Source organism: Pedobacter sp. WC2501 (genome assembly GCF_052682415.1).
The window spans coordinates 555,252-580,429 of record NZ_JBQZFI010000001.1; the positions used below are offsets into that span (position 1 = coordinate 555,252).

A 25,178-nucleotide genomic window follows, 5' to 3' on the forward strand; every position below is an offset into this window, starting at 1 on the left:
GTAATATTACTTTTTAGTTGTTTTCCCAAATATACCTTTTCGTTTCGATGTTGCAATTTCTTCTTTTGCCTGCACATCTACAACAGCTATGGTAACCATATTAACGATTTCACGTACAGAACTACCTAATTGAACAATATGAACAGGTTTATTCAGTCCTAATAAGATCGGGCCAACTGCTTCGGCACCGCCAAGCTCTTGTAACAATTTGTATGCAATGTTTCCCGACTCCAGATTTGGGAACACTAAAGTGTTTGCCGGGGCATCTGCCAATGTGCTAAATGGAAAATTATCCTGCAGCAGTTCGTTGTTAATGGCAAAGTTTCCCTGCATTTCTCCATCCACCACAATTTCTGGGTGATTTTGGTGAAGAAGCCTCACCGTTTCCCTTACTTTGTTTGGGGTTATCCCATCGTTAGAACCAAAATTTGAATAAGATAATAAGGCAATGCGTGGTTTGATGTTAAACTGTTTAACAGATTTATCGATCAACAGCGTGATATCCACCAGCTCTTCTGCAGTTGGATCTACGTTTACAGTGGTATCTCCAAAGAAAACAGGGCCTTTTTTGGTCATCATCATGTACATACCTGCAACGCGTTTAACGCCTGGTTCTACACCGATCACCTGCAGGGCAGGTTTAATAGTAGCACCATAATTTTTGGTCAAACCCGAAATCATGGCATCGGCCTCACCAAATTCAACCATCGAAGCACCGTAATAGTTACGGTCTCTCAATAGTTTTGTAGCATCACGCATCGAAGAAACTCCCTTGCGTTGGCGTTTTTTGAAAAGTGCTTCTGCATATTGATGGGTTTTTTCAGGATTTTGCATCTGATCAATAATCTCTACTCCCACAAGCTCCAGCGCATGCTCATCTATAATGGCTTGTATTTTTTCTTTATTCCCCAAAAGAATGGGAATGGCGATATTCTCATCTTTTACAATCTGGGCAGCTTTTAAAATTTTATAATTATCAGCCTCCGCAAACACCACACGTTTAGGATCCATCTTCGCTTTGGTAGTTACCGCCCTCATGATGGCATCATCCAAACCTAAACGTTTCCTTAATTCTTCATTGTAGGCATCCCAATCGGTAATAATTTTTCTGGCCACGCCACTTTCAATTGCAGCTTTTGCAACTGCAGTTGATACTTCGGTAATTAACCTGAAATCAACAGGTTTTGGAATGATATAATCACGTCCAAATTTTAAATTACGTGCATTGTAGGCCAGATTAACGGCTTCCGGAACCGATTTTTTGGCCAGTTCGGCAATTGCCCTTACCGCAGCAATTTTCATGGCTTCATTAATACTGGTTGCCCTAACATCAAGCGCTCCACGGAAAATATAAGGAAAACCCAGTACATTATTCACTTGGTTCGGATAATCAGAACGACCTGTAGCCATGATCAGATCTTTACGGGTTTTAATTGCCACTTCATAGGCAATTTCAGGATTTGGATTCGCCATCGCGAAAACAATTGGGTTTTTGGCCATCCCCACCAACATATCCGGAGAAATGACGTTTGCTGCCGAAAGTCCGATAAAAACATCAGCCCCTTTCATAGCCTCTCCAATATTAGAAATACCTTTCCTGGTGGTCGCAAAGCTCATGCGGATATCATCCAGATCGGTACGGTGGATATCAATTAATCCATTGATATCGAACATCACCAAATTCTCTTTTTTAACCCCTAAACTCAGGTACATTTTAGAGCAGGAAACTGCAGCAGCACCAGCGCCACTCACCACAACCTGGATTTTATCTATTTTCTTTTTTTGAATTTCGCAGGCATTTAATAATGCTGCACCAGAAATAATGGCTGTTCCATGCTGATCATCGTGCATTACAGGGATATTCATCTCCTGTTTTAAACGCCGCTCAATCTCGAAACACTCTGGTGCCTTAATATCTTCCAGATTGATCCCTCCGAAAGTTGGCTCCAAAGCTTTAACGATTTTTACAAAATCATCTACATTTTCGGTGTCCAGCTCCAAATCAAACACATCGATGTCGGAGAAGATTTTAAATAGAAGGCCTTTGCCTTCCATTACTGGTTTACCTGCTTCAGGACCGATGTTGCCCAGCCCCAAAACGGCTGTTCCATTACTGATTACTGCAACTAAATTACCTTTTGCGGTATATTTATAAACATCCTCTTTATTGTTTGCTATTTTTAAACAAGGCTCAGCAACTCCTGGAGAGTATGCCAGGGTTAAATCCCTTTGCGATGTTGTGGGTTTTGTGGGTACTACTTGTATCTTTCCCGGACGGCCTTGCGAATGGTAATCCAACGCATCTTGCTTTCTATTCGTATTACTCATTAAGTAACTTATTAGTGACGTCGCAAAGGTACAATTCTTTTTATGAGGCTTAAAATAAAAAGCCGTTCAAAAAAGTTAAATAAGACGCGACGTTAAGCAGCTAGTAATGCCAAACAGATTGAGTAGTTGTTACGATAATATTTCATAAACAACTGATCGCCAATAAAGTACTATAATTAAGTTTAATATATTATCCCTTGGTAATCTTCAGTATCATCCCAACTTGCAAACCTGCTTTTGATAAACGGTTATCTCTCCTGATACTTTGAACAGTTGCACCATCAAATTTCTCTGCAATTTCAGAAAGGGTATCGCCGGTTTTAACCTTGTAACTTAAAAACGATGATGGTACTTTTAATGGTGTACGGTTTTTGGCGTAGATCTTTAATCTTTGTCCTGGCACCAGCGTTTTGCTTTTTAAACCATTCCAAACCCTTAAATCCTGTACTTCTACTCCATATTTATCGGCAACAGTTGTTAAGCTTTGTCCTGAAGTAACTTTAAAATACACCACAGCCGATGTAGCTACAGTTTTAGCTTTTTTCTTTCTTAAATCTCTTACATCGTCGGTACTGGCAGCCACCACTTTCATGTTTAAACCCACTTCCTGGTTGTTTAGCACATCATAAATACCTGCGTAGTCGATATCCCTTAACTTGGGCATCACAATACGTTTCGGCTCATCATCGGTACCATTTACAATCTTTTTCTTGTAAGATGGGTTTAAGGCCATAATCGCTGACTCGTCAACATTTAATACTTTTGCAAGTGTAGATAACGACACGAAACGGGTAGTTTGAACGGTGTCGGTCTTCAGGAACATGTTCGAAGCCTGTGCCGTAATCTGATGTTTGTGGGAATAGTTCATCACATAAACCGCAGCAATAAATGCCGGCACATAGTTTCTGGTTTCCTTAGGCAAAAACTGTCTGATTACCCAAAAATCTCTTGATCCCGCTTTTTCAATAGCACGATTAACGTTCCCTTTTCCGCAATTATAGGCTGCAATGGCCAACAACCAATCGCCAAGTTCTTCAAAAGCATCTCTAAAATAGGCTGCCGCAGCATAACTGGCCTGGATCGGATCTTTGCGTTCATCTACAAAATTGTCCATCTTTAGTCCATAGGCCTTACCAGTACCAAACATAAACTGCCAGATCCCTGTTGCCCCTACTCTCGAAATCGCATGCGGATTCATCTGCGATTCGACGATAGTTAAATATTTTATTTCCTGCGGAATGTTATAGTCTTTTAAAGCCTTATCAAAAATCGGGAAGTAATAGCTTGATAAGCCGATCATTTTGCCGAACATATCTTTGCGTTTGGCATAAATATCGATATACTGCTGAACGTATTCGTTGTATGGAAGGGGTACCGTTTTAGCAATAGAATCTAGCCTGAGCTTATAGATAAAGTTCTGCCCCATGGTTAATGGGTTTTCAGAAACAAGCGGTACAGCTACGGTATCGGTATTGATAAAGATGTTGTTATGAATCTTCGGAAGACTATCCAGTTTGAGTGTTTGTTGCGCAGACGAGGAAGAAACGTATCCTAAACAAGCACAAATTGAAGCAAAAAGTAATTTTTTAATCATGGGCTATTGGTTCAAATTTTCATTAACCGTGGTTTGTGTCCTCACAAACCTTTATACAGATTCATTTTTCTTTCCATATCAAGGAAAGTTAAGAACCTGTGAACCTTCCAGATAATGCCTGGAAAACAGTTAATAAAATGCCACTGCCATACTTAACTATAATGCTTTTACATTAAGATTGCTTCGTAATTGCAATGACGATAAAACTATGATAAAAATGCCTGAGAAAAAGCCAGAAGCTTATCTTCCTCAAAATGTTTGGCTGTAAATTGTATACTTAACGGTAAACCTGCCACATTATTGCCTATTGGCAAAGCAATTGCCGGATTTCCGCTTAAAGAAGGCAATACGGTAAAAATATCGGCCATGTACATCACAATTGCATCCTGAACATGATCACCAATTTTAAAAGCTGCTGTTGGCGCCACAGGAGACAGAATAAAATCGTAATCCTGAAACAGAAGATCCATTTTTTCCCTGATCAATCGACGGACCTGCTGTGCTTTTTGATAATATGCATCGTAATATCCTGCACTTAAAACAAAAGTACCCAAAAGGATGCGGCGTTTTACTTCTTCGCCAAAACCTTCGGCACGGGATAATTTATAAAGTTCATTCAGGGATTTCGCTTCCATATTACGATGTCCGTAATGAACACCATCATAACGCGAAAGGTTGGAAGAAGCTTCGGCCGTTGTTAAGATATAATAGGCCGGAACCAGATAATCCAACAGATCAAAAGAAACATACTCAACAGAGTGCCCATCAGCCTTAAGCTGTTCGATTGATTTTAAAATAGCAGATTTGATTTCGGGATTAAGGGCTTCGCTCTCAATAGTTTCCTTTAACACTGCTATTTTTTGTTTTTTACGCTCATTTAAATGAGCAGGATAATCGGGTACTGCAACAGGAGAAACGGTAGAATCATAATCATCAGCACCAGCCAAAACCTGTAAGAGCAAAGCAGCATCTTCTACTGAAGATGTAATGGGACCAACCTGATCGAAAGAGGAAGCATATGCAATCACACCATACCTTGAAATACGTCCGTAGGTTGGTTTAAGTCCAATTTGTCCGCAAAAAGCAGCTGGTTGTCTTACCGAACCACCAGTATCGGTACCCAGGGCCGATAAACACATATCGGCCTGAACAGCAACAGCAGAGCCGCCCGAAGATCCACCCGGAACAAGTTCGGGATTTGCCGCATTTTTAGCAACCCCATAATATGACGTTTCATTGGAGCCGCCCATAGCGAATTCATCACAGTTTAAACGGCCGATAATAACGGCATCTTCCTTTAACAAACGTTGCACAACTGTAGAAGAATATGGAGATACAAAGCCTTCGAGCATCTTTGATGATGCCGTAACGATATGGCCTTCATAACAGATATTATCTTTAATACCAATTACCATCCCTGCAAGTTTACCTGCAGTACCATCTTCTATTTTCTGCTGTATCGCTTTCGCCTGAACTTCGGCCGATAAAAAAAACACCTCATTAAATGCATTGAGGTGTTTATTTTGTTCAATTTGCTTAAAATAATAAGCTAATAAATCGGGTAAAGTTAATTGCTTTTGCGAAATGAGTGTTTGAATCTCCTTAAGAGAGCTGTATTTCTTCAAAACTAAAAATTATTGCAATTAAACAGTTTTATCACGGTTAGACGGATCTACTTGCTCGCCATCAACACCATCTTTACCATCTTTAAATTCTTTAACACCTTTACCTAAACCTCTCATCAGTTCAGGAATTTTTTTACCACCAAATAATAACAATACCACTACCGCAATAATGATAATTTCTGGTGTTCCAAGCATTGCTGCTATTGTTGTATTTAACATAACCTTTTTGTTTAAACTTTTTCTTTGTCAGTTATAATTTTTTCATCCGTAGGCTTTGCCAAATCGATATGTGGCACACTTGACTCAACCTTTTCATCAACAGGTGATTCCTCTGTTGGGTGATGACGTTGACTATGGGTATTTACAGCTGTTTCTTCCGCTTCTTCTTTATCTAAGTCCATAGCATTAATATTTCTATGGATTTCACGCTTAACACCATCAGAGGCATCTTTAAACTCTCTGATCCCTTTCCCTAATCCCCTTGCCAGTTCTGGTAATTTTTTACCTCCGAACAACAATAGAACTACCACTAAAATGAGTACGATCTCCGATCCCCCCATGTTTAAAAACTCTAATAACGTGCCTTGATACATCACTAATATAATTTATACAAATATAGACATTTTAAAAACTATTCTTTTATTTACTGATCCATGCTTCCGGATTTAAAGCTGCCTGTCCCCTTCTGATCTGAAACTTCAGAACCGCATCATCACCAGTGTTGGCAACAACCCCAATGGTTTGTTTGGTATCGACAGAATTACCTACACTCACGCTAACCGATCTCAGGTTCTGATATACTGTAAAGTATTCACCGTGGTTGATTAAAACCACCGTTCTACCCATCATTACCTGAACCGCAGCAACCTTACCTGCAAACACAGCCCTAACCGGCGCCCCGTCGGTAGTAGTAATATCTACCCCATCGTTGGTATAACTTGCCTGGTCTATTTTATGCATACCGAACCTTTCGGTTATTGTTCCTGTTGCTACCGGCCAAGGTAACCTTCCCCTGTTATTTTCAAAACCTGCCGACAATCTCGCTGCCTCTGGTGTTGCGGTAAGCAATTCTCCGGTCGATTTCGCTTTGGCTGTAGGAGCAGCCGGAGCAGTTGGTACCGGCTTGTTTTCAGCCTTGGCTTTTGCTGCCGCAATCCGTGCTTCTTCAGCCGCCTTTCTTCTTGCCTCTTCTGCGGCCTTCCTTCTCGCTTCTTCAATTGCCCGCTGAATTGCAGCACTAATGGCCCTGTCTATCTGCGCTTGTTGTTTTTTACGGCTGGTAATATCCTGTTTATACTGCCTTTCGTCCTTGCTCAGTTTGTTTAACTCTACTGATTGTTTACTTTTATCTTTACTTAAACGCTCACGCTCTCTTTCCTGTTCCTTCAATAAATCACTTTTTTCTCTAAGTGTTTTATCCAGCACTTTAATCTTTCCGTTCAGGTCCTGCTGCGTATTTTCAATGTATCCAGCTTGTTTTTTACGGTATTGACTAAACTGCTGTAAATATTTGATCCGTTTATATGCCTGGTTAAAATCCTTCGCTGCAAAAATGAACATCATTTTATCGTACGAATTTCTGTTGCGCTGGGCAAATCGGATCATGCCTGCATACTCTTTTTTAAGATCGCCTAATTGACCTTGTAATGTATGTACGGTATTTGTGTTCTGAGAGATTTGGTTATCCAGATTTTTTATTTCAGAGTTAATGGTACCAATTTTATCCTGGCGCAACCTAATCTGGGCATTTATGGTATTAATCTGCTGGATAGTAAGCTTTTTACCACTGGCAGTTTTGTTTAAATTCTTCTGAAGCTGTTCGATTTCGCGTTGTATAGCTTCTTTTTTCCTTCTGAGCTGGCTTTCAGTTTGTGCAACTGCAGAAAGAGTTAACACGCTTAAAAAAAGGATAAACAGGAGTTTTTGTAGCTTCATTAAGCCAAAAGTATAAAAATTTTACAGTAAAAAGTATTAAAAATTGAGATACTAAAGTCATAATCACTTATTACAGAAACGTCTTCACTTAATCTTCATATAATACAAAGATTGCCAAACAGACTCTTGCAGTGCAGCAGATCTATTTGGCAAACCATGATATTTAACTGTAATTGAAGTGCTATTTTACAACCTTAAATCTCTTTGGTACATTAAACGGAAAATCGACAGGAACATTGCCATCAATTTTTACAAATTGAAGATCGATATTTATTTTTTTTGCTTTAGATAGCGTTTTAATCTGTAAAGCACTTGGGAATAAAGATTCGTTTAACTTCTGATAATCGGAATAGGTAACTTTTAGTGCCTGTCCGTTTCTAACGTCATTTAAGTTCGTTTCAGATACTTTGAACAGCGTGTTAAAAAGCAGTTTGTAATCTAATTCTGATTTACTTCCAGAAACCACCCAAACACCATTTTCCTGCTTAACATCCGATTGTGCTGTTAAAAATTCGCCCATCGCATTGCCCGTTAAAATGGACTGGAGCGTATTAAAATTCACCTGTTTGTTGGTGAAATTGTAAATATAACTAAACGGCTTTTTTAAGTATTCGCTTTTTATCCGGTTCATGATCTTGATACTATCGGGCGTAATCAAAGCCCTTGCCACCTCTGCCATCCCACCTAAAGCCGTAATGCTTACCCAAATGGTCTCCTTGTCTTTCATTTTGAAATTCATGGTAACATCATTTGCATCGCCGGCAATATCTAAAGTCGCTTTTGCTTTTAGAGAAAGTGTATTGAATTTAAGTTGTTTGCTGTTTAACAAGGTTAAGGCTTCTGCTTTAGAATTATCTGTTTTGGTTTCCGTTTTGGTAGGAGGAGCCACCACAATTTCTTTTTTAGGTTTACATGCCGAAACAAAAATTACAGCTCCTAACAGGACTGCACTATTTAAAATATTTCTTTTCATTTATCTTTTTAATTAATACTTCTGATCCGTTTCCAGCCTCTTTTGCTTTTTGCCATTGGATTAATGCAGCATCCTTTTCACCTTTCATAAAAAGTATATCGCCATATCGCTCCAGGTAAACACCATTTTTACTGCTATTGTTTTGCAAAGCCTTTTCAATCCAGGTTTTCGCCAGGTCGTACTTTTGCTGCTTAAACAGAATGAAAGCATAAGTATCTGCAATTGAGGGATTATTTGGCATTGCATTGGCAGCTGTTTCCGCATATTTCGCCGCTTTTGTTAGTTCATCATTTCTTAACGCCAGATAGTAGGCGTAGTTATTCATAATGAGGTAATTATCGGGTTCCAATGATATGGCTTTTTCGAAAGCTGTTTTAGCCAGGGGAAAATTATTCTGATTGATGTAGATATCGCCCTGAAGTGCATAAATCTGCGCCTGCAGGCTTTTGTTCTCCACATCCAGCTGTAAGGACGTTTTTAAATGGTTTTGAGCAGGTTCATATTTACCGGTTTTAAACAGCGCATAAGCCATATAATAATATAAACTGGCCTGATTGGGATAAATGCTTAAAGCTTCATCGCCAACTTTTATGGCCTCCTCGTAGTGCCCAAGCAGTGTCTGAATATTAATTACCTGTTCCCAAACTACATAAACCTGTTCGTTAAGTTTTAAAGCAGCCTGATATTGAGCCAATGCTTCTTTCAGGTTATTCTGCTGATAAAGCACATCGCCATAAAGCGCCAATGCCTTTGCATCAGCGGGATTTTTTTCGGCTACCAGTTTACTCAGTTCAGTTACATTTTTGGCTACGATGGGTTGGTTAAGATTAGGGAAAAGTGCAGCGATGATTTTCAATTTTTCGCTGAGCGGCATTTCACTGCTTTGAAATGCCAATTTTAAGGAAGAAAATGCGGCCTGGTCGTTTTTCTGCTTGCGGTAAATGTCGGCCAAAGCCAGGTTAATCTCAAAATTATTGGGTTCCAACTGCTGTGCTTTGGTTAATACCTTTAATGCTTCCGGATCATTTCCCTTCTGCAAAAGTAAGCCTGCAGCATATAAATAGTTTTTCACGTCGGCCTGGTTGCCTTCCAATAATTTTACAATATCACTTTCTGTAGCATTTCCATTCGCCTGAAAACGTTTTCTGGCATTCGTCAGATCTCTTGAATCGCCGAATTTAACCTGTATTTCATCATAAGTCTTTTTTGCTGCATCTAACTGATTGGCTAAAAACTGCGCATTGGCTTTGTCAAAATAATAGGCATCGTTTTCAGGATCAAGACGGATCAACTGGTTAAATACCTCAATCAGTTCGGGCATTTTATTGGTGCGTTTATAGATCTCTCCAAGTAAACGCCAATACCACAAATTACCAGTATTTATTTTAATTGCCCGTTTTATGTTTTCTTCAGCTTCCGGGAGTTTATCCAAACGCAGGTTTGCATTGGCCAGTTCAAAATAGGCAGCATGGTTATTAGGATCCAACCCAACAATTTTATTGAAATTGGTAGCAGCAACGACATAATTTTCAGACATTTTCTCCCGCAGGCCTGCAAAAAACAATTGCTTTACCATATTGCTGTCGCGATTGGTAATCGGCATATCCGTTCCCTGCCCAAAAGCCTGGAAGCTCAATAAAGTAGCTCCAACAAGAAAATGTACTTTGTATTTCATCTCATTTATCAATCCAAAAAATTCACTCCAGCCTAAGGACTTTTGACTTAAGACTGTGGACTATTTCCCTGTATGTCCGTAACCGCCTTCGCCGCGTGCAGTTTCGCCTAGTTCTGTAACAGACTGCCAGCTCACAGTTTCGTGTTTGGCCACTACCATTTGGGCAATTCTATCGCCATTAACGATCTTAAAATCTGTATCTGATAAATTTACCAATAAAACTTTTATTTCGCCACGGTAATCGGCATCAATTGTGCCTGGTGAATTTACAATGCTAATACCGTGCTTATAGGCCAGGCCGCTTCTTGGTCTGATCTGCGCCTCATAACCAATCGGCAATTCAATAAACAAACCCGTTGGCACCAATAGGCGCTGCAAAGGCTTAAGTATTATTTCTTCTGTGATAGCTGCCCTTAAATCCATACCAGCTGCATGTGCAGTTTCATATTGTGGAAGAGGATGTTCGGATGTATTGATGATTTTTATTTCCATTTTATTAGATATGAGATTGGAGATACTAGATTTGAGATGATTAATTCTACTGATTTACTTCTTTAGCATTTTCGCTACATTATCCTTCTCAAAATAGAAAATACCCAGAAGAAATAGCACTAAAATTCCGTTTCCAATATAAATATTGCGTTTAAAAACCCAAAAAGATAAGTACACCATAACAATAGAAACCAATATATAGATACTCATTGCTTTGAGTTTATAAGGTATGGGGTAATGCTTTTGTCCAAGTACATAAGAAATAACCATAATGATGAGATAGGCAAACATTGATACCCATGCTGAGCCCATATAACTGAATTTGGGAATCAGGATAATGTTCATGATGATGGTGAAAACAGCGCCGACCAAAGAAATATATAAGCCGTACCTGGTTTGATCGGATAAACGGTACCAGACTGATAAATTCATATAAATACCTAAACAAACATAACCGAACAACAAAAATGGAACTGCGTTGAGCCCCACCCAGTACCTTGAATTGATAAAATATTTGATGATTTCTATATTGGCTGTTAAGCCTACAAAAAGGATGGATAAAGCGAGTACAAAGTAATATAAAATGTTGGCGTAAGTTTGTTTTGCATTTGCATTTTTAGCATGGCTAAAGAAAAATGGTTCGGCACCTAACCTAAAAGCCGTATTAAAAATACTAATGAAGATGGCCAGCTTACATACGGCTCCATAAATACCAACATCATGATTGGCAATACTTTCCGGCAGGTATTTACCCAATAAAATTTTGTCTAAATTTTCATTGATAATAAACGATAAATTGGCCACTAGAACAGGCCAGCTATAGCCCAGCATATTATTGAATAAGCTTTTACTAAACTTAAACTGGATTTCTAAAAACTGTGGAATAAGCATGAGTAGCGTAACAATACTAGCGATTAAATTGGCTACGAATACATAACCCACCCACCGGCCTTTATACCATGAAGTAAACCATCCGCTCATTATATCGTGCTTGATGAGGAATGGGATAACATAAATGAAGACCAGATTTAAGCATACAAATGTACCTATATTGAGAAACTTGATTAAGCTATATTTAAATGGCTTTCCATCGGCCCTTAATTTGGCGAATGGAATTACACTGATGGCATCTACAAATAAAATCCATGCGAAATAATGTATGTAAGATTTTTGATCGGCCAATTCGGCGATGTTTCCGTCTAAAGTATACCTGGCCAGATAATCGGAAAAAATTAATGCGGTGACTAAAAATAGGATTGATATAAAAGCGATTACCAAAAAGCTGTTGTTGTACACTTCCTGCTTCCGGTCTTCATGTTTATTTAAATACCTGAAAAAGGTGGTTTCCATCCCAAAAGCCAATATTGGATTGATAATGGACACATAACTGAACATTTTGGTAAAAACACCATAAACACCAGGAGCGAAAACACCCGTGTAAACAGGCGTTAAAATAAAATTGAACAACCTCGAAAAAATGGTACTGATACCATAAATCATGGTTTGCCCAAGAAACTTTTTATATACAGACATTTAGTATCGAGATAAAAGTATCAGGTATCAAGATTATACAAGGATAGCGATCCTGCTACTTGATACAGAATACTTGTTACTTTTTAAAGATTTCAAAATTACGATAGTTTTTCACTTCGCCATCGCTTACCTCCACATTTTCTACACGTGAGCGGTCTGGCCCTTCATTGCACCAGTTTACAAATTCCTCCAAAAAGATTTCTTCACCTTCTGCTTCTATATAAACCGATCCGTCTTTTTCGTTCCTTACAAAACCATTTACCATCATTTGGTTGGCGATAATTTTAGTCGTTTCTCTAAAGCCAACGCCCTGCACTTTACCTGTTATTTTTATATTGATGTGTTTCATTTATTGTTGTAAAGTTGAAATGTTTACCGGTGCAAAGGTAAATGAATTATCACAATTCTTTAACACATGAATGATGGCACCGAACTGACTTAACGAATCTATATGCGATTATTCGGCTAAGTATTATAAAATCCATCACGTTTTATCTTAGAACTACTAATTCTGCGGGTATGAATTATAAATAAAGTTGAAACTATTTGCCAATACTCTTTTGCATACTGGCTTTGCTTTTTACAATCAGAATCTTTATAAAAAAACAGGTGATTTATCTGAAAAACCAAAAACTATAATTAGACTGGTTATCATTAACACTAATTTTTCCGGAATAGGCTAACATTTAGGTAATTTGAATTTTAAAACGGAGACGATAATGAGTGTACATATAGGATTGATGATCTGGAAGGAAATGAAAACCAAAGAGATTCCTGTTTCCATCTTTGCAGAAAAAATGGCCATTAGCAAAACCAAAGCACAGGAAATCATCAATAGTTCTACATTAGACGTTTCCTTGCTGGCCAATGTGAGTGAAATACTGGGCTACAATTTTTTCAGCTATTACGAAAAAGGTAAATTATTTTCCGAGCTCAGTAAAAAGGAAACACAATCATCAGCAGAAGAGATCAAAAGGCTTAAAAGCCTGCTAAGTGAGAAAAATAAAACCATCGAACTTAAAGATAAAATGATCCAAAACCTCACACACACCGTTTCTTTACTCGAAAAAGTGCAGTACCGTTAAATTAGAAGCATATGATTGTTGTCGCATAAGGCATTCAAATGAACAACAATACTACCAATCGTCAATTTGCCCCAAGACCTAATTTTACACCCTAACTATTTTTAGACCCGGCCTTATGCACGATAAGCTTATTCAACTTATTACACAAAATCACTTTCTGAGACATAAACTGATGCACTTTGCGCATGCAAAATTTTGAGCCTTGCATTCTGGCTAACCACATGCCAAATCCCACATCAATTTTAGAAAATGATGTTTCAGCGAACTAAGCTTTCACCCCGTCTCAAATTTACTTAACATAAAATTCTATAAATTTGATGAATCTGAAACGGACTTTGACAATGAAGATTTATATCAACCGAAAGCATTTATTTAAGGAAATTGATTATCCAGATCGCTACAGCGGGAAAAATCTTTTTAAAACTGTGTTAGTTATTTTTGGTGTTATCTTCGGATTTTTGATCCTTCTGAAGCCTTTTGAAGTAAATGCATCGCAACAGAAAGTTAACTATATCATCATATGCTGTTCCCATGCATTATTACCTTCAATGATCCTGTATTTTTACTTTACTACAGTTAATTATTTACGCGCAAAGGATTCCGAAAATGAAAGCTGGTCTTTGATATGGGAATACACACATATGGGCATTTTACTTCTTTTCACGGGGATATGTAATTTCCTGATCCGCGATTTAATTTACTTAAATGCAAATAATTGGACATGGTATTATTTATGGGAAGAGCTGAGAAACTGTTTTATAGCAGGCATACTTTTGTACTTTTTTATGAGGCAGGCGATATTCTATTTTGATTCAAAAAAAGACTCTTCCCTAATTTTCCAGTTTACACCGCTACCTCCTCTATTAGAAAATAATACAGCCAATACCTTAGTTCACATCAAAACCCAGGTCAGGCAAGATGATTTCAGTTTAGATCTAAATGATTTACTTTTTGCTAAAGCAGACGGGAATTACATCGAAATAACAACCTGCAATAATAACCAACTAAATACAGAGCTAAAAAGAATTTCCCTGACACAATTTGAATCACAGCTTTTAGCAAATCGTAATTTCTTCCGCTGCCACAGAACCTTCCTGGTAAACATGCATTATATAAAAAACGTGTCGGGAAACTCGCAGGGCTACATGCTTTCCTTTGATCATACTGTTGATCAGGTACCCGTTTCAAGGTCGCAGCTTATTACGTTTAATGCACTTTACCAAGAACTCCATCTTACCCCAAAGCACCTAGCCTAGTTGTTAATCACAAAGATTTGCTGCTGGTAACATCGACAATAAACTACTTCGTTTCCATTGTATGTTTGCGTAAGTACTGGGTTAACCAAACCTGATAAACCAAGAAACACATTCTGTTATGTCACCAAAAATATTACTTCAGCAAATCACTCCAGAAAAAGCCAGCAAACTATTTTATATTGATAACCTTAAGATATTTCTAACAGCGTTAGTAATATTACATCATACTATTATCGTGTATTGCGCTCCAGGTGGATGGTACTATACTGAAAAAACAACTCAAATGGCTGCTATTATACCATCAACAATTTTTGTAAGCTTGAACCAATCATTTTTTATGGGCTTTTTTTTCTTACTTGCGGGCTACTTTACGGCACCATCTTACGATAGAAAAGGCGGCTGGCAATTTTTAGGAGACCGCATCTTAAGACTGGGGATCCCATTGTTGTTTTATTCTTTTGTGCTGTCGCCATTATTGGGTTACCTGGTTTATTATTTCGCACAGGATAATCACATTACCTATCTGCAATATCTTTCAGGGTACCACAGCTGGATTGATTTTGGAGTACTTTGGTTTGTCGCTGCCCTATTACTGTTTACACTGCTTTATGTTGGGGCGAAACACCTCATTACCATTAAATTTAAAAATCCTATACCAGCACCTGGTACTGGCACTATTTTAATTTTTGCTGTTTTCCTGGGAATTCTCACCTTTTTAGTTAGGATTGTATTTCCGGTTGGTTGGGTCCTTAAACCATTTGGATTTCAGTTAGGTCACTTTCCACAATACATTGTTATGTTTATTATCGGTTTATTGGCATATAAAAATCAATGGTTTAATGGTTTATCTGTAAAAACCGGTAAAAGCCTCAGGCGATCTGCATGGATAGGTTTGATGTTTTTTCCTTTGTTCTTTCTAATCAGGGCTAAGCTAAATATGCCTATTACCTGGTATTCAGGCGGTTTTCACTGGCAATCGCTGCTTTATGCTGTTTGGGAGCAATGCATAGGATTTTCGATTCTGACAGCGTTATTGAGCTTGGGCAAAAATTCGTGGAATCAATCATCGCCATTATTGAGTAAACTATCCAGATGTGTCTTTTCGACTTATATTTTCCATCCATTGGTAATTACAGGAGTTTCACTTACGTTTAAATACTGGTTGGCAGATCCGGCTATCAAATTTTTAGTTCTGGCCCCATTTATAGTAATGGGAAGCTTTTTATTGGGCTCAATTATGCTGATGATTCCTGGTGTAAAAAGAATTATCTAATTACCAGGCCGGAAACAGAGAGGCATTTGAAAATAACTTAGATGTGTGAAATAAGCCTTATTTTTGCAAAATACGATGTTGATTTAGCTATTCAATTCGTTTTGAAGCTGCCCAAGCTGGACTATTTTTACTTTGAATTCCTGCCATATTTCTTCAAGGATTTCTTTTGCAGGTTTAACTTCATTCAGCATTGCCGAAACCTGACCGATTTCGAGTTCCCCATTTTCCATATCGCCTTCAAACATTCCCAGTTTGGCCCTGGCATGGCCCAATAGATCAGCCAGTTTATTCCGGCTTGCTCCATCCGCTTCGGCATTGGCAATAGCATCGGCAAATTCATTCTTCAGTAATCTTACCGGCACCAGTTTTTTCATTGCAAGTTTAGTATCGCCCTCATTAGCTGCAATAATTTTATGCTTAAATGCCGGATGAGCAGACGATTCTTCAGCCACTGCAAAAGCTGAACCGATTTGAACGGCATCAGCACCTAAGGCAAATGCAGCCAGCATGGCTTTACCACTCCCGATGCCACCAGCTGCGATGACAGGAATATTAACAAGTGCTTTAATTATCGGGATTAAACACATGGTGGTAGTTTCTTCCCTCCCATTATGCCCACCCGCCTCAAAGCCTTCAGCAACAATCGCATCAACACCAGCTTCCTGCGCTTTTATGGCAAATTTTGTATTCGCAATTACGTGAACCACAGTAATACCCTTTTCTTTTAAAAAACTGGTCCATGTTGCAGGGTTACCGGCAGAAGAAAATACAATTTTTACCTTCTCTTCAATTACCACATCTATAATTTCCTGAATATTAGGATAGAGCAATGGAATATTAACACCAAATGGCTGTTGAGTTGCCAATTTGCATTTTTGAATATGCGATCTTAAGACTTCAGGATACATTGAACCTGCTCCAATAATGCCCAGGCCTCCTGCATTAGAAACCGCTGAAGCTAGTCTCCAGCCACTGCACCAAACCATTCCAGCCTGAATAATTGGGTATTTGATATTGAATAGTTTACAGATTGGGTTCATGAGGAATTTTGTTTAGCGTGATGAAAAACTGCGCCATGGTACGTGGCGAAGAGGAGGTATAAATCGCATTTATATTTTATCTAATATCTCGGGATTGGCAATATTTGTAGGCTTTCCGCTGATATAGTTGATGATATTTTCGAATGCTTTGCTAAAATACAATTCATAACTGTTTTTCTCTACATAGCCAAGGTGAGGTGTACAAACCACATTCGGTAGATTAAGGAGCTCAAAACCGATATCATTAATAGGTTCGCTTTCATAAACATCTAAACCTGCAAATCCTGGCCTGCCTGCTTTTAAAGCTTTAATAAGGCTTCCTTTTTCTATAAGTTCTGCACGCGAAGTATTAATCAGCACTGACGAAGTTTTCATTAAATTTAAGTCATCCAATTTTACAATCCCAGTGGTTTCTTTATTTAAACGTAGGTGAAGTGTAATCACATCGGCCGTTTTAAAAAAACTGGTTTTGCTTTCTGCTGCCTCAAAGCCATCATTTATTGCGTTCAATATGGATTGCTCACGACCCCACACCAAAACCTTTGCACCGAAAGCTTTTGCATAACCAGCAATGATTTTACCAATTTTTCCGTAACCCCAAATCCCAATGATTTTTCCATTCACACTTTCGCCGATATTCTCCTGCCAATTGCCTTTTTTCATTTCCTCAATAGCATTGGGAATTTGCCTTAAAACATTCATTAACAAAATCCATGTTAATTCGGCAGGGGCAATTGGAGAACCAACCCCTTCGGCAACTGCTACATTATATTTAGAGCAGGCATTTAAATCTAAATGATTGGAAATTTTCCCTGTTTGACTAATTAGCTTCAGTTTGGGTAATTTAGAAAGTAAGTCATCAGTAACGGCTGTCCGCTCCCTGATCAAAACCAATGCTTCAATGTCTTTTATTTTTTCTGCCAGGACATCGGGATCTTTCTCGGTTTCATTAAAAATGATAACTTCCTGCTGCTGTAATAAATTAAAACAAGACAAGTTTCTAACTACATCCTGATAATCATCCAATATGGCTATTTTCATATTCTTTGTGTATTAGATTAGTTATTCAATTATTGAAAAAGGTTCCCCGATGATCTTGATAATAGTCAGTTGAGACAAGTATAATAGTATAACCAGTTTTCAGCCTAATAATATATATTTGACATTAAAAATATTGGTTTTTTAATATCGAAACCCTAAATCACCTTAAACAACTTAAAATAAGTAGAATTAAACGCAATTCAATCAAATCAACCGCTTTACTTTGTCACTTTCAATTTTAAAATCAGCTGATAGCTGGATTAAATTCAATCCTGGCTTTTTACCAACTTCTATTGTACCAATTTGTTGATCAAGCTCCAGAAATTCGGCCCCGTTTATTGTTGCCCAGCTCAACAGTTTTTCAAAAGTAACCTGTTTACATTTCTGCAAGGTGAGCATTTCTGATAGAATATTAAGTTGATGGTTGCTGGCCAAACTATCTGTTCCCAAGGTGATCTTTAAGTTTTCATCCATTAACAGATCAACATCAGGTAAAGCATTTTCGATATACAAATTGGCCTGAGGGCAAAGGCACCAATATAAATTATTGTGATGTTCTTTTGCAAAGGCAATATCTGCTTTACTTGAAACCGTGTTATGCACCAACAATGTCTTTTGCGCATTAATATAAGGTAGCCAACTCTGTAATGATGTTTTACGGGTTGGCTCGAAGAAAGTGATGTCCAGTCCTAAAAATTCATAGAGATCTAAAAAACCACCTGTTTTATTTTCGAAAAAAGCATTTTCGTTGTCAGTTTCCTGATTGTGAACACTAATAAAGGTATTATCCTTTTCGGCTTCCTCTTTAATCAATTTAAACAATTCTGAAGATACTGAATAAGGTGCATGCGGAACAATAGATGTTGTTAGTGGTTTAAAATCCTGTTTAATTCTCTTCACATTATCCATTATAGCAATGGCCCTATCGGGATTAAAACCCATGGCCTCTATAAAGGTGTGGTAATGGATTTTACTCTTCTCTTTTACTTCTTTAGATGAAATTTGATTGGAAATATCGCCAACGGCTACAATCCCATTTTCGAACATTTCCTGGTCGGCTGCATACATTGCCTGTTTAATCTCCGCTATATCACCCTGTCTACTTTTAATAATATGTTGTACAAATTCTACCAAACCCGTTTGCTCAGGGATTTGATTCAACATATGCGATAATTCTAAATGGCAATGAGTATTAATAAAGCCTGGAACGATTGCTCCTTTATACTTTACGATATCCAAATCAAGGTTTTCGGTATCTTCTCTGGTTAACACTTCCTTGATTTCGCCATCTGAATTTACAACTACCACTCCGTTTTTAATTGGTGGAGTTGAAACAGGAAAGATTAAATCAGCTGAAAAATATTTTAACATATCGCAAATTAGCGGAATAAGCGGAGCAAATAAAATGTTTTTCTATGGCTCTCCCATTTTGACAATAAAATCATTTTTGAAAATTACTATTCTAAAGAAATTAGAAATGTGAGAAAGAAAAAGAGCCTCCTATCGGAATCGAACCAATGACCTACTGATTACAAGTCAGTTGCTCTACCAGCTGAGCTAAGGAGGCTTTTAATCGGGCTGCAATGATAGAAAAAAATCTTCTTTTTTCAAAAATTGAAAATTATTTTTTTGAGAATATTCAGTGTGCTGTCAGATGTTACCATCTAACATCTAATTAACTCGAAGAAATTTTTAAAATCCGTCAGATGGTAACATCTGACGGCAAAAGAGTTTATTAATCATAAATAACGGCGAAACCTGTAGTCATTCACCACAAAGTGTGGACAAACTCCACAACAATAAAACTATGGCACAGTATTAAATACCTGAAAATCAATAGTTTAAATAAAAAAGTATGTTTGGCACCATTATGAAACATTAGCAAGTATTGTTACACAAATTAAATTTTAAAATATATACTATGAAAAAGTTCGTTTTAGCAGCTACAGTATTAGCATTAGCAGGATTCTCAACAGTAAAAGCAAGTGAAGTAAACGATTTTAAAACTAATGCAATTGTTACAGTTCAAGATAGCGCAGTGAAAACTCCGGTTAAATTGGAAGAACTTCCTGAGCCAGTAACAACCGCATTAAAATCTGATGCATACAAAGGCTGGACCGCTACAGAAGCTTGGTCGGTTAAAGAAGGCACTAAAGAGTATTATTTAATTAACGTAAAAAAAGAAACTGAAACCGGTTCGGTAAAAATCGATAAAGACGGTAAACCAGTTCAATAATCAATACAAAATTAACGCTACATAATTAACAAGTATTTAAACAGTAACGAAAGTTACCAGTCATATTCAAAACATAACATCATGAAAAAGATCATTTTAGCCGCTACTTTAGCATTCGCAGGATTCACAGCAGTACAAGCAAACGAAGTAAATACAATCAAAAATGCTGCAATTGTTGCAGTTCAAGATAGTGCAGTGAAAACGCCAGTTAAATTGGAAGAACTTCCTGAGCCGATTACAACAGCATTAAAATCTGACACCTACAAAGGTTGGACAGCAACTGAAGCTTTCTCTGTTAAAGAAGGTACTAAAGAGTATTATTTAGTAAATGTTAAAAAAGAAACAGAAACAGGTTCACTTAAATTTGATAAAGACGGTAAACCAGTTCAATAATCAGAAATAAATACGCCATACAGGCATAATCAATATAAGCGCAGCCTTCGGGTTGCGCATCACTAAAAATATATATACCATGAAAAAATTAATTTTATCAGCTGCGTTCTTAGCTTTTGCAGGATTCTCAGCAGTACAGGCAAGTGAAGTAAATACAATCAAAAACGCTGCAATTGTTGCAGTTCAAGATAGTGCAGTAAAAACGCCAATTAAATTGGAAGAGCTTCCTGAGCCGATTACAACAGCATTAAAATCTGACACATACAAAGGTTGGACAGCAACTGAAGCTTTCACAGTTAAAGAAGGTACTAAAGAGTATTATTTAGTAAATGTTAAAAAAGAAGCAGAAACAGGTTCACTTAAATTTGATAAAGACGGTAAGCCAGTTCAATAATTTAAAATAAATACGCCATAAGGCATAATCAATATAAGCGCAGCCCTCGGGTTGCGCATCACTAAAAAATAATATATACCATGAAAAAATTAATTTTATCAGCTGCGTTCTTAGCTTTTGCAGGATTCTCAGCAGTACAGGCAAGTGAAGTAAATACAATTAAAAATGCTGCTATTGTTGCAGTTCAAGACAGCGCAGTGAAAACTCCGGTTAAATTGGAAGAACTTCCAGCTCCAGTTACAACCGCATTAAAATCTGATGCGTACAAAGGATGGACCGCTACAGAAGCTTGGTCTGTTAAAGAAGGAACAAAGGAATACTACTTGATCAATGTTAAAAAAGAAGCAGAAACTGGTTCTGTTAAAATTGATAAAGACGGTAAGCCCGTACAATAAAACCCAAATAATTACATCTACCTATGATAAGAAAGCCGGATTATGTCCGGCTTTTCTTATTTTTGTTACATGGCGAGAATCCTGATTTTAGAAGACGATACCACATTTGCTCAATTACTTGATGGTTTTTTAACCAAAAACGGTCACGAAATTACCCTTGTAACCCAGGTAAAGCAATCATTTAAGCAAGTTGAAACCAATACATTCGATTTACTTTTAATCGATTACCGCCTGCCAGACGGAACCGGATTTGAAGTGCTTACTCATCTTCGTGATCTGGGTCTTTCCATTCCGGTAATCATCATGACCAGTTTTAATGATGTTCGCACAGCGGTAAAATCTATCCAATTGGGTGCGTTTGATTACATTACCAAGCCAGTTAATCCAGATGAGTTATTAATGGTGATTAAAAATTCTTTAACTAAAAAGGATTTAAAAAGTGTTGAACCAAAAGAAACAAATAGCGATTTTATAAAAGGGAAAAGTGCAATTGCAGATAAACTGTATGAACACATTAATTTGGTAGCCCCTACAGACATGTCGGTAATTATACAGGGTGAAAGCGGCACAGGGAAAGAATTTGCTGCCAGAACCCTGCATCAACAGAGTAAACGTGCTGATAAACCTTTTGTGGCAATAGATTGCGGGGCATTATCTAAAGATTTGGCGGCCAGCGAATTATTCGGACATGTTAAGGGTGCTTTTACCGGTGCTTTAAATGATAAAAAAGGTCAGTTTGAAGCGGCCAACGGAGGAACGTTGTTTCTGGATGAAGTAGGTAACCTGAGTTACGAAGTGCAGATTAAATTGCTTAGGGCTTTACAGGAAAGGATAATCCAGCCTTTAGGCAGTACCAAACAGATTCCAGTTAATGTTCGCATCATCACGGCTACCAATGATGATCTGGCCAATAGCATGCAACAGGGAGAATTTAGAGAAGATTTATATCATCGTTTAAATGAATTCAAAATACAGCTTCCTCCATTGAGAGAGAGGGGTGGAGATTTAGAACTGTTTATCAATCACTTCATACAATTATCAAACCGTGATTTAGACCGGAATGTTAAAAGTGTATCTGCTGAAGCGAAAGCATTGTTGTTGAGCTATGATTGGCCAGGAAACCTGCGCGAACTCAGCAATGTGATTAAACGAATGGTTTTATTGAGCCCGGGTGATATTGCCCAGATTGGTGCATTACCTGATGAAATGATGATTTCTGTCCATCAGCAATCAGCCCCAGGCAATTCATCCGATCTGAAAGCAGTTAACGAACAGAATGAAAAAGCGTTGATTACAGAAACGTTAATTAAAGTGAGACATAACAAATCAAAAGCTGCTAAAATCTTAAACATTGATCGTAAAACACTATATGCCAAAATGGAACGCTACGGGATAGAGTAGTTACCCGGCATTAGCATAGTCCATTTTTTCCATAAAAGCAATTAAACTATCCAGCTTTCCGATCTGTAACAGCACTTCAGACTTAGTGTTCTCTGTTAACCCTTTTTCGGCTATTTCTATTTCTAAAACTCTAAAGGCATTGGCCAATGTCTTCGAACCCATCTGTGCCGTACGCCCTGCAAGGCGATGAACCAATAACCTGCTTTTATCCTGGTCATTTTCATTAAGGTATTTTTTGAGTTCGGCAGCATCATCGATCGAATCTTGCTTAAAGCGGTTTAAGATTTTTTCCAGCATCTCCTGATCACCAAAAGTCATTTTTTCTATGGAAGAAAAATCAAATTCGGGCTGTTCTGTTAATACTTCGGTTTTATCAAATATCGAAAGAATATCGACCGCCCTGAACGGTTTCATAATCAGGCCATCAAAACCCTCACTCAAAACCATCTCACGCTCTTCGGGCAAAACCTGTGCAGTAATGGCATAGAATTTAATATTTTGCGGCAGTTTCTTTTTTAATAAATGGCACAGTTCGAAACCTGTCATTTCAGGCATACGCATATCAACCAAAACATACTTTAAATCGGGTTCAGGTTCAGTATTTAAAATATCTGCTACCTGGGTAAAACTTCTATAAGGAATTTTGTTTTTCTGAAAAATCATTCCACATAAATCGAGAATTAGTTTATCATCATCAATTACCCAAACCGTTCCCGGGTTTACAATTGCATAGTGCTCTAAATCTAAAGCATCATTTACACGCTCAGTGGTATTTTCATATTTCATGTAAATATTAAATGTGGTACCAATGCCCGGTTTACTTTTCACATAAATTCTTCCTCCCTGGGTTTCAATCAAAGATTTAACAATAGGCAGACCCAAACCTGTACCGGCCGGGTTAATAATATATTTTTCAGGAGATTCTATCTGCTCAAATTCATTAAATATTTTAGGAATATCTTTTTCATCAAACCCTATTCCGGTATCCTTTATGTTAAAATGAAAGTGCAGATCCTCACCTTGTTTTTTGTAAGATACAGCAAGTTTAATTTCACCTTTAAGGGTAAATTTTACAGCGTTACCCAATAAGTTAAATAAAATCTGCTTTAGTCTAAAAGCATCCCCCTTTACAAACTCCAAATCGGCAAGATCAAGTGCTGTATTTAACTGAAGTGATTTCTGTTCCGCTAATGGCCGCATTACTGAAACTACTTCATCTAAGGCTTTTTTGATATTAAATACCTGATTATTGAAGCTAAACTCTCCAGAAATAATACGGTTATAATCTAACACCTCGTTAACAATCTGAAGTAAATGGATGGAAGACTGATAGATGGCATCTACATCTTTTTTGTTGGGCACATCCTGCTGGGTAATCAGTTCGGCGTAGCCTAAAATAGACTGCAGCGGGGTTCTGATCTCGTGGCTCATGTTTGAAAGGAACCGCTGCTTCGCTTTACCATGGTATTCTGCTTCATCTTTAGCCAGCTCCAAAGCCTTTCTATACCTGTTGCTTTTTGTAATATCTGCTAAAATTAAATACAGCAGAATAACCGTTAACAGAAAAAAGATAATGATAATGGTAGTGATCTGAGTAATTCCATCATTAACCACTTCTTTAGCCTGTATACCATTCAAATCTATCTGCGCTACCGCTTCACCCTCCACCTCTCTTAAAATCTGCAGCATTTTAGCCGTTAAGGCATTACTTGCACTTGATAAGTCAGCCTCCCGTTTTAAAAATTTCTGGCTTTTCTGACGCTGTTCCAGTTCGATATTCCTTAGCGACCCCGTCATGCTTTTCATGATGCTGTCTTCGGCTTTTGCATTTAAAGTATCACGCTTAACCTTAAATTCTTCATTGATGATTTTATAAACATCGGATTTCTTTTTCCCAAAAAGTTTACTCAGGAAACCCCTCGATTTTTGTTCTTCTTCAGGTGCAACCGTAGTGGTTGATGTGGTCGTTTCGGTAGTTAATACTGCGCTATCTGTTTGCCTGCTGCGTGTAGCCACCAGCTCATTCAATTTCTGGACCTCGTCAGAGAAAGATTTGGTGTTTACCAGTGTTTCCCTTACTTTAAGGTAGTTCACAAATTGTTTATCGCGATCGGAAAGTAAATTTTTGATCGATTTTATCCTCGACAATTGCGCAGAGTCTCCACGATATAATTTACGCAGCGTATCTAAACTTGATCTTAATTTACGTGATTCCTTTAAAAAACTATAGGTGCCCTGCTTATTAAAAGCTTCATCACGTTGCAATTGATCCAGCCTGGCTATCTTATGCGATAGATCATTAACGATCCTTAACCGGTCGTTTGGCGCAGAAATTTCTTCCACGGTATTCAGCATCCTGGTAAAAGCAAACTTGCTGATACCCCATGCCAATAGCAGCGCAAAACAGGCGAACAGAAAACCTATGATCACTTTACTTTTTATTGCCCGGAAGAATCGTTTCTGAATAACAGCCGCCATTAATTAGATTGTATTGGTTTAACCTTTATAA

At 37.8% G+C, this 25,178-nt stretch carries 23 protein-coding genes and 1 tRNA gene; 8 read left to right on the forward strand and 16 right to left on the reverse strand.

Going from position 1 to position 25,178, the window contains the following annotated elements:
• Positions 1-6: 6 nt before the first annotated feature.
• From ACUN24_RS02435 to ACUN24_RS02485, 11 genes are all read right to left on the reverse strand, one after another.
• On the reverse strand, positions 7-2,328 hold the full coding sequence (locus tag ACUN24_RS02435; protein ID WP_445561089.1) for an NADP-dependent malic enzyme: 2,322 nt from the start codon (positions 2,326-2,328) through the stop codon (positions 7-9).
• A gap of 190 nt (positions 2,329-2,518) precedes the next feature.
• Entirely contained in the window at positions 2,519-3,922 is a 1,404-nt protein-coding gene (locus ACUN24_RS02440; protein ID WP_445561090.1) for a transglycosylase SLT domain-containing protein, read from the reverse strand.
• A gap of 206 nt (positions 3,923-4,128) precedes the next feature.
• Positions 4,129-5,547: an Asp-tRNA(Asn)/Glu-tRNA(Gln) amidotransferase subunit GatA gene (gene gatA, locus ACUN24_RS02445; protein ID WP_445561091.1), complete on the reverse strand. Its 1,419-nt coding sequence runs from the start codon at positions 5,545-5,547 to the stop codon at positions 4,129-4,131.
• An 18-nt stretch (positions 5,548-5,565) separates the two neighbouring features.
• On the reverse strand, positions 5,566-5,766 hold the full coding sequence (locus ACUN24_RS02450; protein ID WP_029287719.1) for a Sec-independent protein translocase subunit TatA/TatB: 201 nt from the start codon (positions 5,764-5,766) through the stop codon (positions 5,566-5,568).
• Positions 5,767-5,777: 11 nt separating this feature from the next.
• Positions 5,778-6,140 (reverse strand): Sec-independent protein translocase subunit TatA/TatB, encoded by a 363-nt coding sequence (locus ACUN24_RS02455; RefSeq protein WP_219076873.1) that lies wholly within the window; start codon positions 6,138-6,140, stop codon positions 5,778-5,780.
• A 46-nt stretch (positions 6,141-6,186) separates the two neighbouring features.
• Positions 6,187-7,482: a murein hydrolase activator EnvC family protein gene (locus ACUN24_RS02460; protein ID WP_445561092.1), complete on the reverse strand. Its 1,296-nt coding sequence runs from the start codon at positions 7,480-7,482 to the stop codon at positions 6,187-6,189.
• Between the two features lie 181 nt (positions 7,483-7,663).
• Positions 7,664-8,455 (reverse strand): DUF4292 domain-containing protein, encoded by a 792-nt coding sequence (locus ACUN24_RS02465; protein WP_132398023.1) that lies wholly within the window; start codon positions 8,453-8,455, stop codon positions 7,664-7,666.
• Positions 8,433-10,130 (reverse strand): tetratricopeptide repeat protein, encoded by a 1,698-nt coding sequence (locus tag ACUN24_RS02470; RefSeq protein WP_445561093.1) that lies wholly within the window; start codon positions 10,128-10,130, stop codon positions 8,433-8,435. The genes ACUN24_RS02465 and ACUN24_RS02470 overlap by 23 nt, the downstream gene beginning before the upstream one ends.
• Before the next feature lie 60 nt (positions 10,131-10,190).
• Complete coding sequence (dut, locus tag ACUN24_RS02475; protein ID WP_445561094.1) at positions 10,191-10,622, reverse strand: dUTP diphosphatase; 432 nt, start codon at positions 10,620-10,622, stop codon at positions 10,191-10,193.
• A gap of 54 nt (positions 10,623-10,676) precedes the next feature.
• A complete protein-coding gene (locus tag ACUN24_RS02480; protein WP_445561095.1) occupies positions 10,677-12,155 on the reverse strand; it encodes a lipopolysaccharide biosynthesis protein in 1,479 nt (492 codons plus the stop codon).
• 76 nt (positions 12,156-12,231) lie between these two features.
• Complete coding sequence (locus ACUN24_RS02485; protein ID WP_445561096.1) at positions 12,232-12,504, reverse strand: acylphosphatase; 273 nt, start codon at positions 12,502-12,504, stop codon at positions 12,232-12,234.
• A gap of 370 nt (positions 12,505-12,874) precedes the next feature.
• Between ACUN24_RS02485 and ACUN24_RS02490 the strand changes: the two genes are divergently transcribed.
• The 3 genes from ACUN24_RS02490 (at position 12,875) to ACUN24_RS02500 (ending at position 15,769) form a co-directional block, all read left to right on the forward strand.
• Entirely contained in the window at positions 12,875-13,240 is a 366-nt protein-coding gene (locus ACUN24_RS02490) for a hypothetical protein (RefSeq protein WP_445561097.1), read from the forward strand.
• A 341-nt stretch (positions 13,241-13,581) separates the two neighbouring features.
• Positions 13,582-14,496 carry a LytR/AlgR family response regulator transcription factor gene (locus ACUN24_RS02495; RefSeq protein ID WP_445561098.1) on the forward strand — a complete coding sequence of 305 codons (915 nt, stop codon included), beginning with the start codon at positions 13,582-13,584 and terminating at the stop codon, positions 14,494-14,496.
• 118 nt (positions 14,497-14,614) lie between these two features.
• Positions 14,615-15,769 (forward strand): acyltransferase family protein, encoded by a 1,155-nt coding sequence (locus tag ACUN24_RS02500; RefSeq protein ID WP_445561099.1) that lies wholly within the window; start codon positions 14,615-14,617, stop codon positions 15,767-15,769.
• Positions 15,770-15,852: 83 nt separating this feature from the next.
• Here the strand turns inward: ACUN24_RS02500 and ACUN24_RS02505 are convergent, their stop codons facing one another.
• The 4 genes from ACUN24_RS02505 to ACUN24_RS02520 all read right to left on the reverse strand — a co-directional run bounded on the left by ACUN24_RS02505 (position 15,853) and on the right by ACUN24_RS02520 (position 19,417).
• On the reverse strand, positions 15,853-16,809 hold the full coding sequence (locus tag ACUN24_RS02505) for an NAD(P)H-dependent flavin oxidoreductase (RefSeq protein ID WP_445561100.1): 957 nt from the start codon (positions 16,807-16,809) through the stop codon (positions 15,853-15,855).
• A gap of 69 nt (positions 16,810-16,878) precedes the next feature.
• Positions 16,879-17,850, reverse strand: coding sequence for a D-2-hydroxyacid dehydrogenase family protein (locus ACUN24_RS02510; protein ID WP_445561101.1), 972 nt, complete (start codon positions 17,848-17,850; stop codon positions 16,879-16,881).
• Positions 17,851-18,054: 204 nt separating this feature from the next.
• Positions 18,055-19,221 carry an amidohydrolase family protein gene (locus ACUN24_RS02515; protein ID WP_445561102.1) on the reverse strand — a complete coding sequence of 389 codons (1,167 nt, stop codon included), beginning with the start codon at positions 19,219-19,221 and terminating at the stop codon, positions 18,055-18,057.
• 123 nt (positions 19,222-19,344) lie between these two features.
• Positions 19,345-19,417 (reverse strand) — tRNA-Thr (locus ACUN24_RS02520).
• A gap of 354 nt (positions 19,418-19,771) precedes the next feature.
• On the opposite strand from ACUN24_RS02520, the gene ACUN24_RS02525 reads away from it, so the two are divergent.
• The 5 genes from ACUN24_RS02525 to ACUN24_RS02545 all read left to right on the forward strand — a co-directional run bounded on the left by ACUN24_RS02525 (position 19,772) and on the right by ACUN24_RS02545 (position 22,669).
• Positions 19,772-20,086 (forward strand): hypothetical protein, encoded by a 315-nt coding sequence (locus tag ACUN24_RS02525; protein WP_445561103.1) that lies wholly within the window; start codon positions 19,772-19,774, stop codon positions 20,084-20,086.
• Positions 20,087-20,167: 81 nt separating this feature from the next.
• Positions 20,168-20,479 (forward strand): hypothetical protein, encoded by a 312-nt coding sequence (locus tag ACUN24_RS02530; RefSeq protein WP_121287365.1) that lies wholly within the window; start codon positions 20,168-20,170, stop codon positions 20,477-20,479.
• Positions 20,480-20,558: 79 nt separating this feature from the next.
• Complete coding sequence (locus ACUN24_RS02535; RefSeq protein ID WP_121287363.1) at positions 20,559-20,873, forward strand: hypothetical protein; 315 nt, start codon at positions 20,559-20,561, stop codon at positions 20,871-20,873.
• 80 nt (positions 20,874-20,953) lie between these two features.
• The gene (locus ACUN24_RS02540) at positions 20,954-21,268 is read left to right on the forward strand and encodes a hypothetical protein (RefSeq protein WP_057931901.1); all 315 of its coding nucleotides are present in this window, start codon (positions 20,954-20,956) and stop codon (positions 21,266-21,268) included.
• Between the two features lie 69 nt (positions 21,269-21,337).
• Positions 21,338-22,669 carry a sigma-54-dependent transcriptional regulator gene (locus tag ACUN24_RS02545; protein ID WP_445561104.1) on the forward strand — a complete coding sequence of 444 codons (1,332 nt, stop codon included), beginning with the start codon at positions 21,338-21,340 and terminating at the stop codon, positions 22,667-22,669.
• On the opposite strand, the gene ACUN24_RS02550 is transcribed toward ACUN24_RS02545, so the two are convergent.
• On the reverse strand, positions 22,670-25,147 hold the full coding sequence (locus tag ACUN24_RS02550; protein WP_445561105.1) for an ATP-binding response regulator: 2,478 nt from the start codon (positions 25,145-25,147) through the stop codon (positions 22,670-22,672).
• Between the last annotated feature and the right edge of the window lie 31 nt (positions 25,148-25,178).

Excerpts from the sequence above, each read along its gene's own strand:
- ACUN24_RS02435 (WP_445561089.1), bottom strand. The coding sequence starts at position 2,328 with ATGAGTAATACGAATAGAAAGCAAGATGCGTTGGATTACCATTCGCAA.
- ACUN24_RS02440 (WP_445561090.1), bottom strand. The coding sequence starts at position 3,922 with ATGATTAAAAAATTACTTTTTGCTTCAATTTGTGCTTGTTTAGGATAC.
- ACUN24_RS02450 (WP_029287719.1), bottom strand. The coding sequence starts at position 5,766 with ATGTTAAATACAACAATAGCAGCAATGCTTGGAACACCAGAAATTATC.
- ACUN24_RS02455 (WP_219076873.1), bottom strand. The coding sequence starts at position 6,140 with ATGTATCAAGGCACGTTATTAGAGTTTTTAAACATGGGGGGATCGGAG.
- ACUN24_RS02460 (WP_445561092.1), bottom strand. The coding sequence starts at position 7,482 with ATGAAGCTACAAAAACTCCTGTTTATCCTTTTTTTAAGCGTGTTAACT.
- ACUN24_RS02465 (WP_132398023.1), bottom strand. The coding sequence starts at position 8,455 with ATGAAAAGAAATATTTTAAATAGTGCAGTCCTGTTAGGAGCTGTAATT.
- ACUN24_RS02470 (WP_445561093.1), bottom strand. The coding sequence starts at position 10,130 with ATGAAATACAAAGTACATTTTCTTGTTGGAGCTACTTTATTGAGCTTC.
- dut (WP_445561094.1), bottom strand. The coding sequence starts at position 10,622 with ATGGAAATAAAAATCATCAATACATCCGAACATCCTCTTCCACAATAT.
- ACUN24_RS02480 (WP_445561095.1), bottom strand. The coding sequence starts at position 12,155 with ATGTCTGTATATAAAAAGTTTCTTGGGCAAACCATGATTTATGGTATC.
- ACUN24_RS02485 (WP_445561096.1), bottom strand. The coding sequence starts at position 12,504 with ATGAAACACATCAATATAAAAATAACAGGTAAAGTGCAGGGCGTTGGC.
- ACUN24_RS02490 (WP_445561097.1), top strand. The coding sequence starts at position 12,875 with ATGAGTGTACATATAGGATTGATGATCTGGAAGGAAATGAAAACCAAA.
- ACUN24_RS02495 (WP_445561098.1), top strand. The coding sequence starts at position 13,582 with ATGAAGATTTATATCAACCGAAAGCATTTATTTAAGGAAATTGATTAT.
- ACUN24_RS02500 (WP_445561099.1), top strand. The coding sequence starts at position 14,615 with ATGTCACCAAAAATATTACTTCAGCAAATCACTCCAGAAAAAGCCAGC.
- ACUN24_RS02505 (WP_445561100.1), bottom strand. The coding sequence starts at position 16,809 with ATGAACCCAATCTGTAAACTATTCAATATCAAATACCCAATTATTCAG.
- ACUN24_RS02510 (WP_445561101.1), bottom strand. The coding sequence starts at position 17,850 with ATGAAAATAGCCATATTGGATGATTATCAGGATGTAGTTAGAAACTTG.
- ACUN24_RS02515 (WP_445561102.1), bottom strand. The coding sequence starts at position 19,221 with ATGTTAAAATATTTTTCAGCTGATTTAATCTTTCCTGTTTCAACTCCA.
- ACUN24_RS02525 (WP_445561103.1), top strand. The coding sequence starts at position 19,772 with ATGAAAAAGTTCGTTTTAGCAGCTACAGTATTAGCATTAGCAGGATTC.
- ACUN24_RS02530 (WP_121287365.1), top strand. The coding sequence starts at position 20,168 with ATGAAAAAGATCATTTTAGCCGCTACTTTAGCATTCGCAGGATTCACA.
- ACUN24_RS02535 (WP_121287363.1), top strand. The coding sequence starts at position 20,559 with ATGAAAAAATTAATTTTATCAGCTGCGTTCTTAGCTTTTGCAGGATTC.
- ACUN24_RS02540 (WP_057931901.1), top strand. The coding sequence starts at position 20,954 with ATGAAAAAATTAATTTTATCAGCTGCGTTCTTAGCTTTTGCAGGATTC.
- ACUN24_RS02545 (WP_445561104.1), top strand. The coding sequence starts at position 21,338 with ATGGCGAGAATCCTGATTTTAGAAGACGATACCACATTTGCTCAATTA.
- ACUN24_RS02550 (WP_445561105.1), bottom strand. The coding sequence starts at position 25,147 with ATGGCGGCTGTTATTCAGAAACGATTCTTCCGGGCAATAAAAAGTAAA.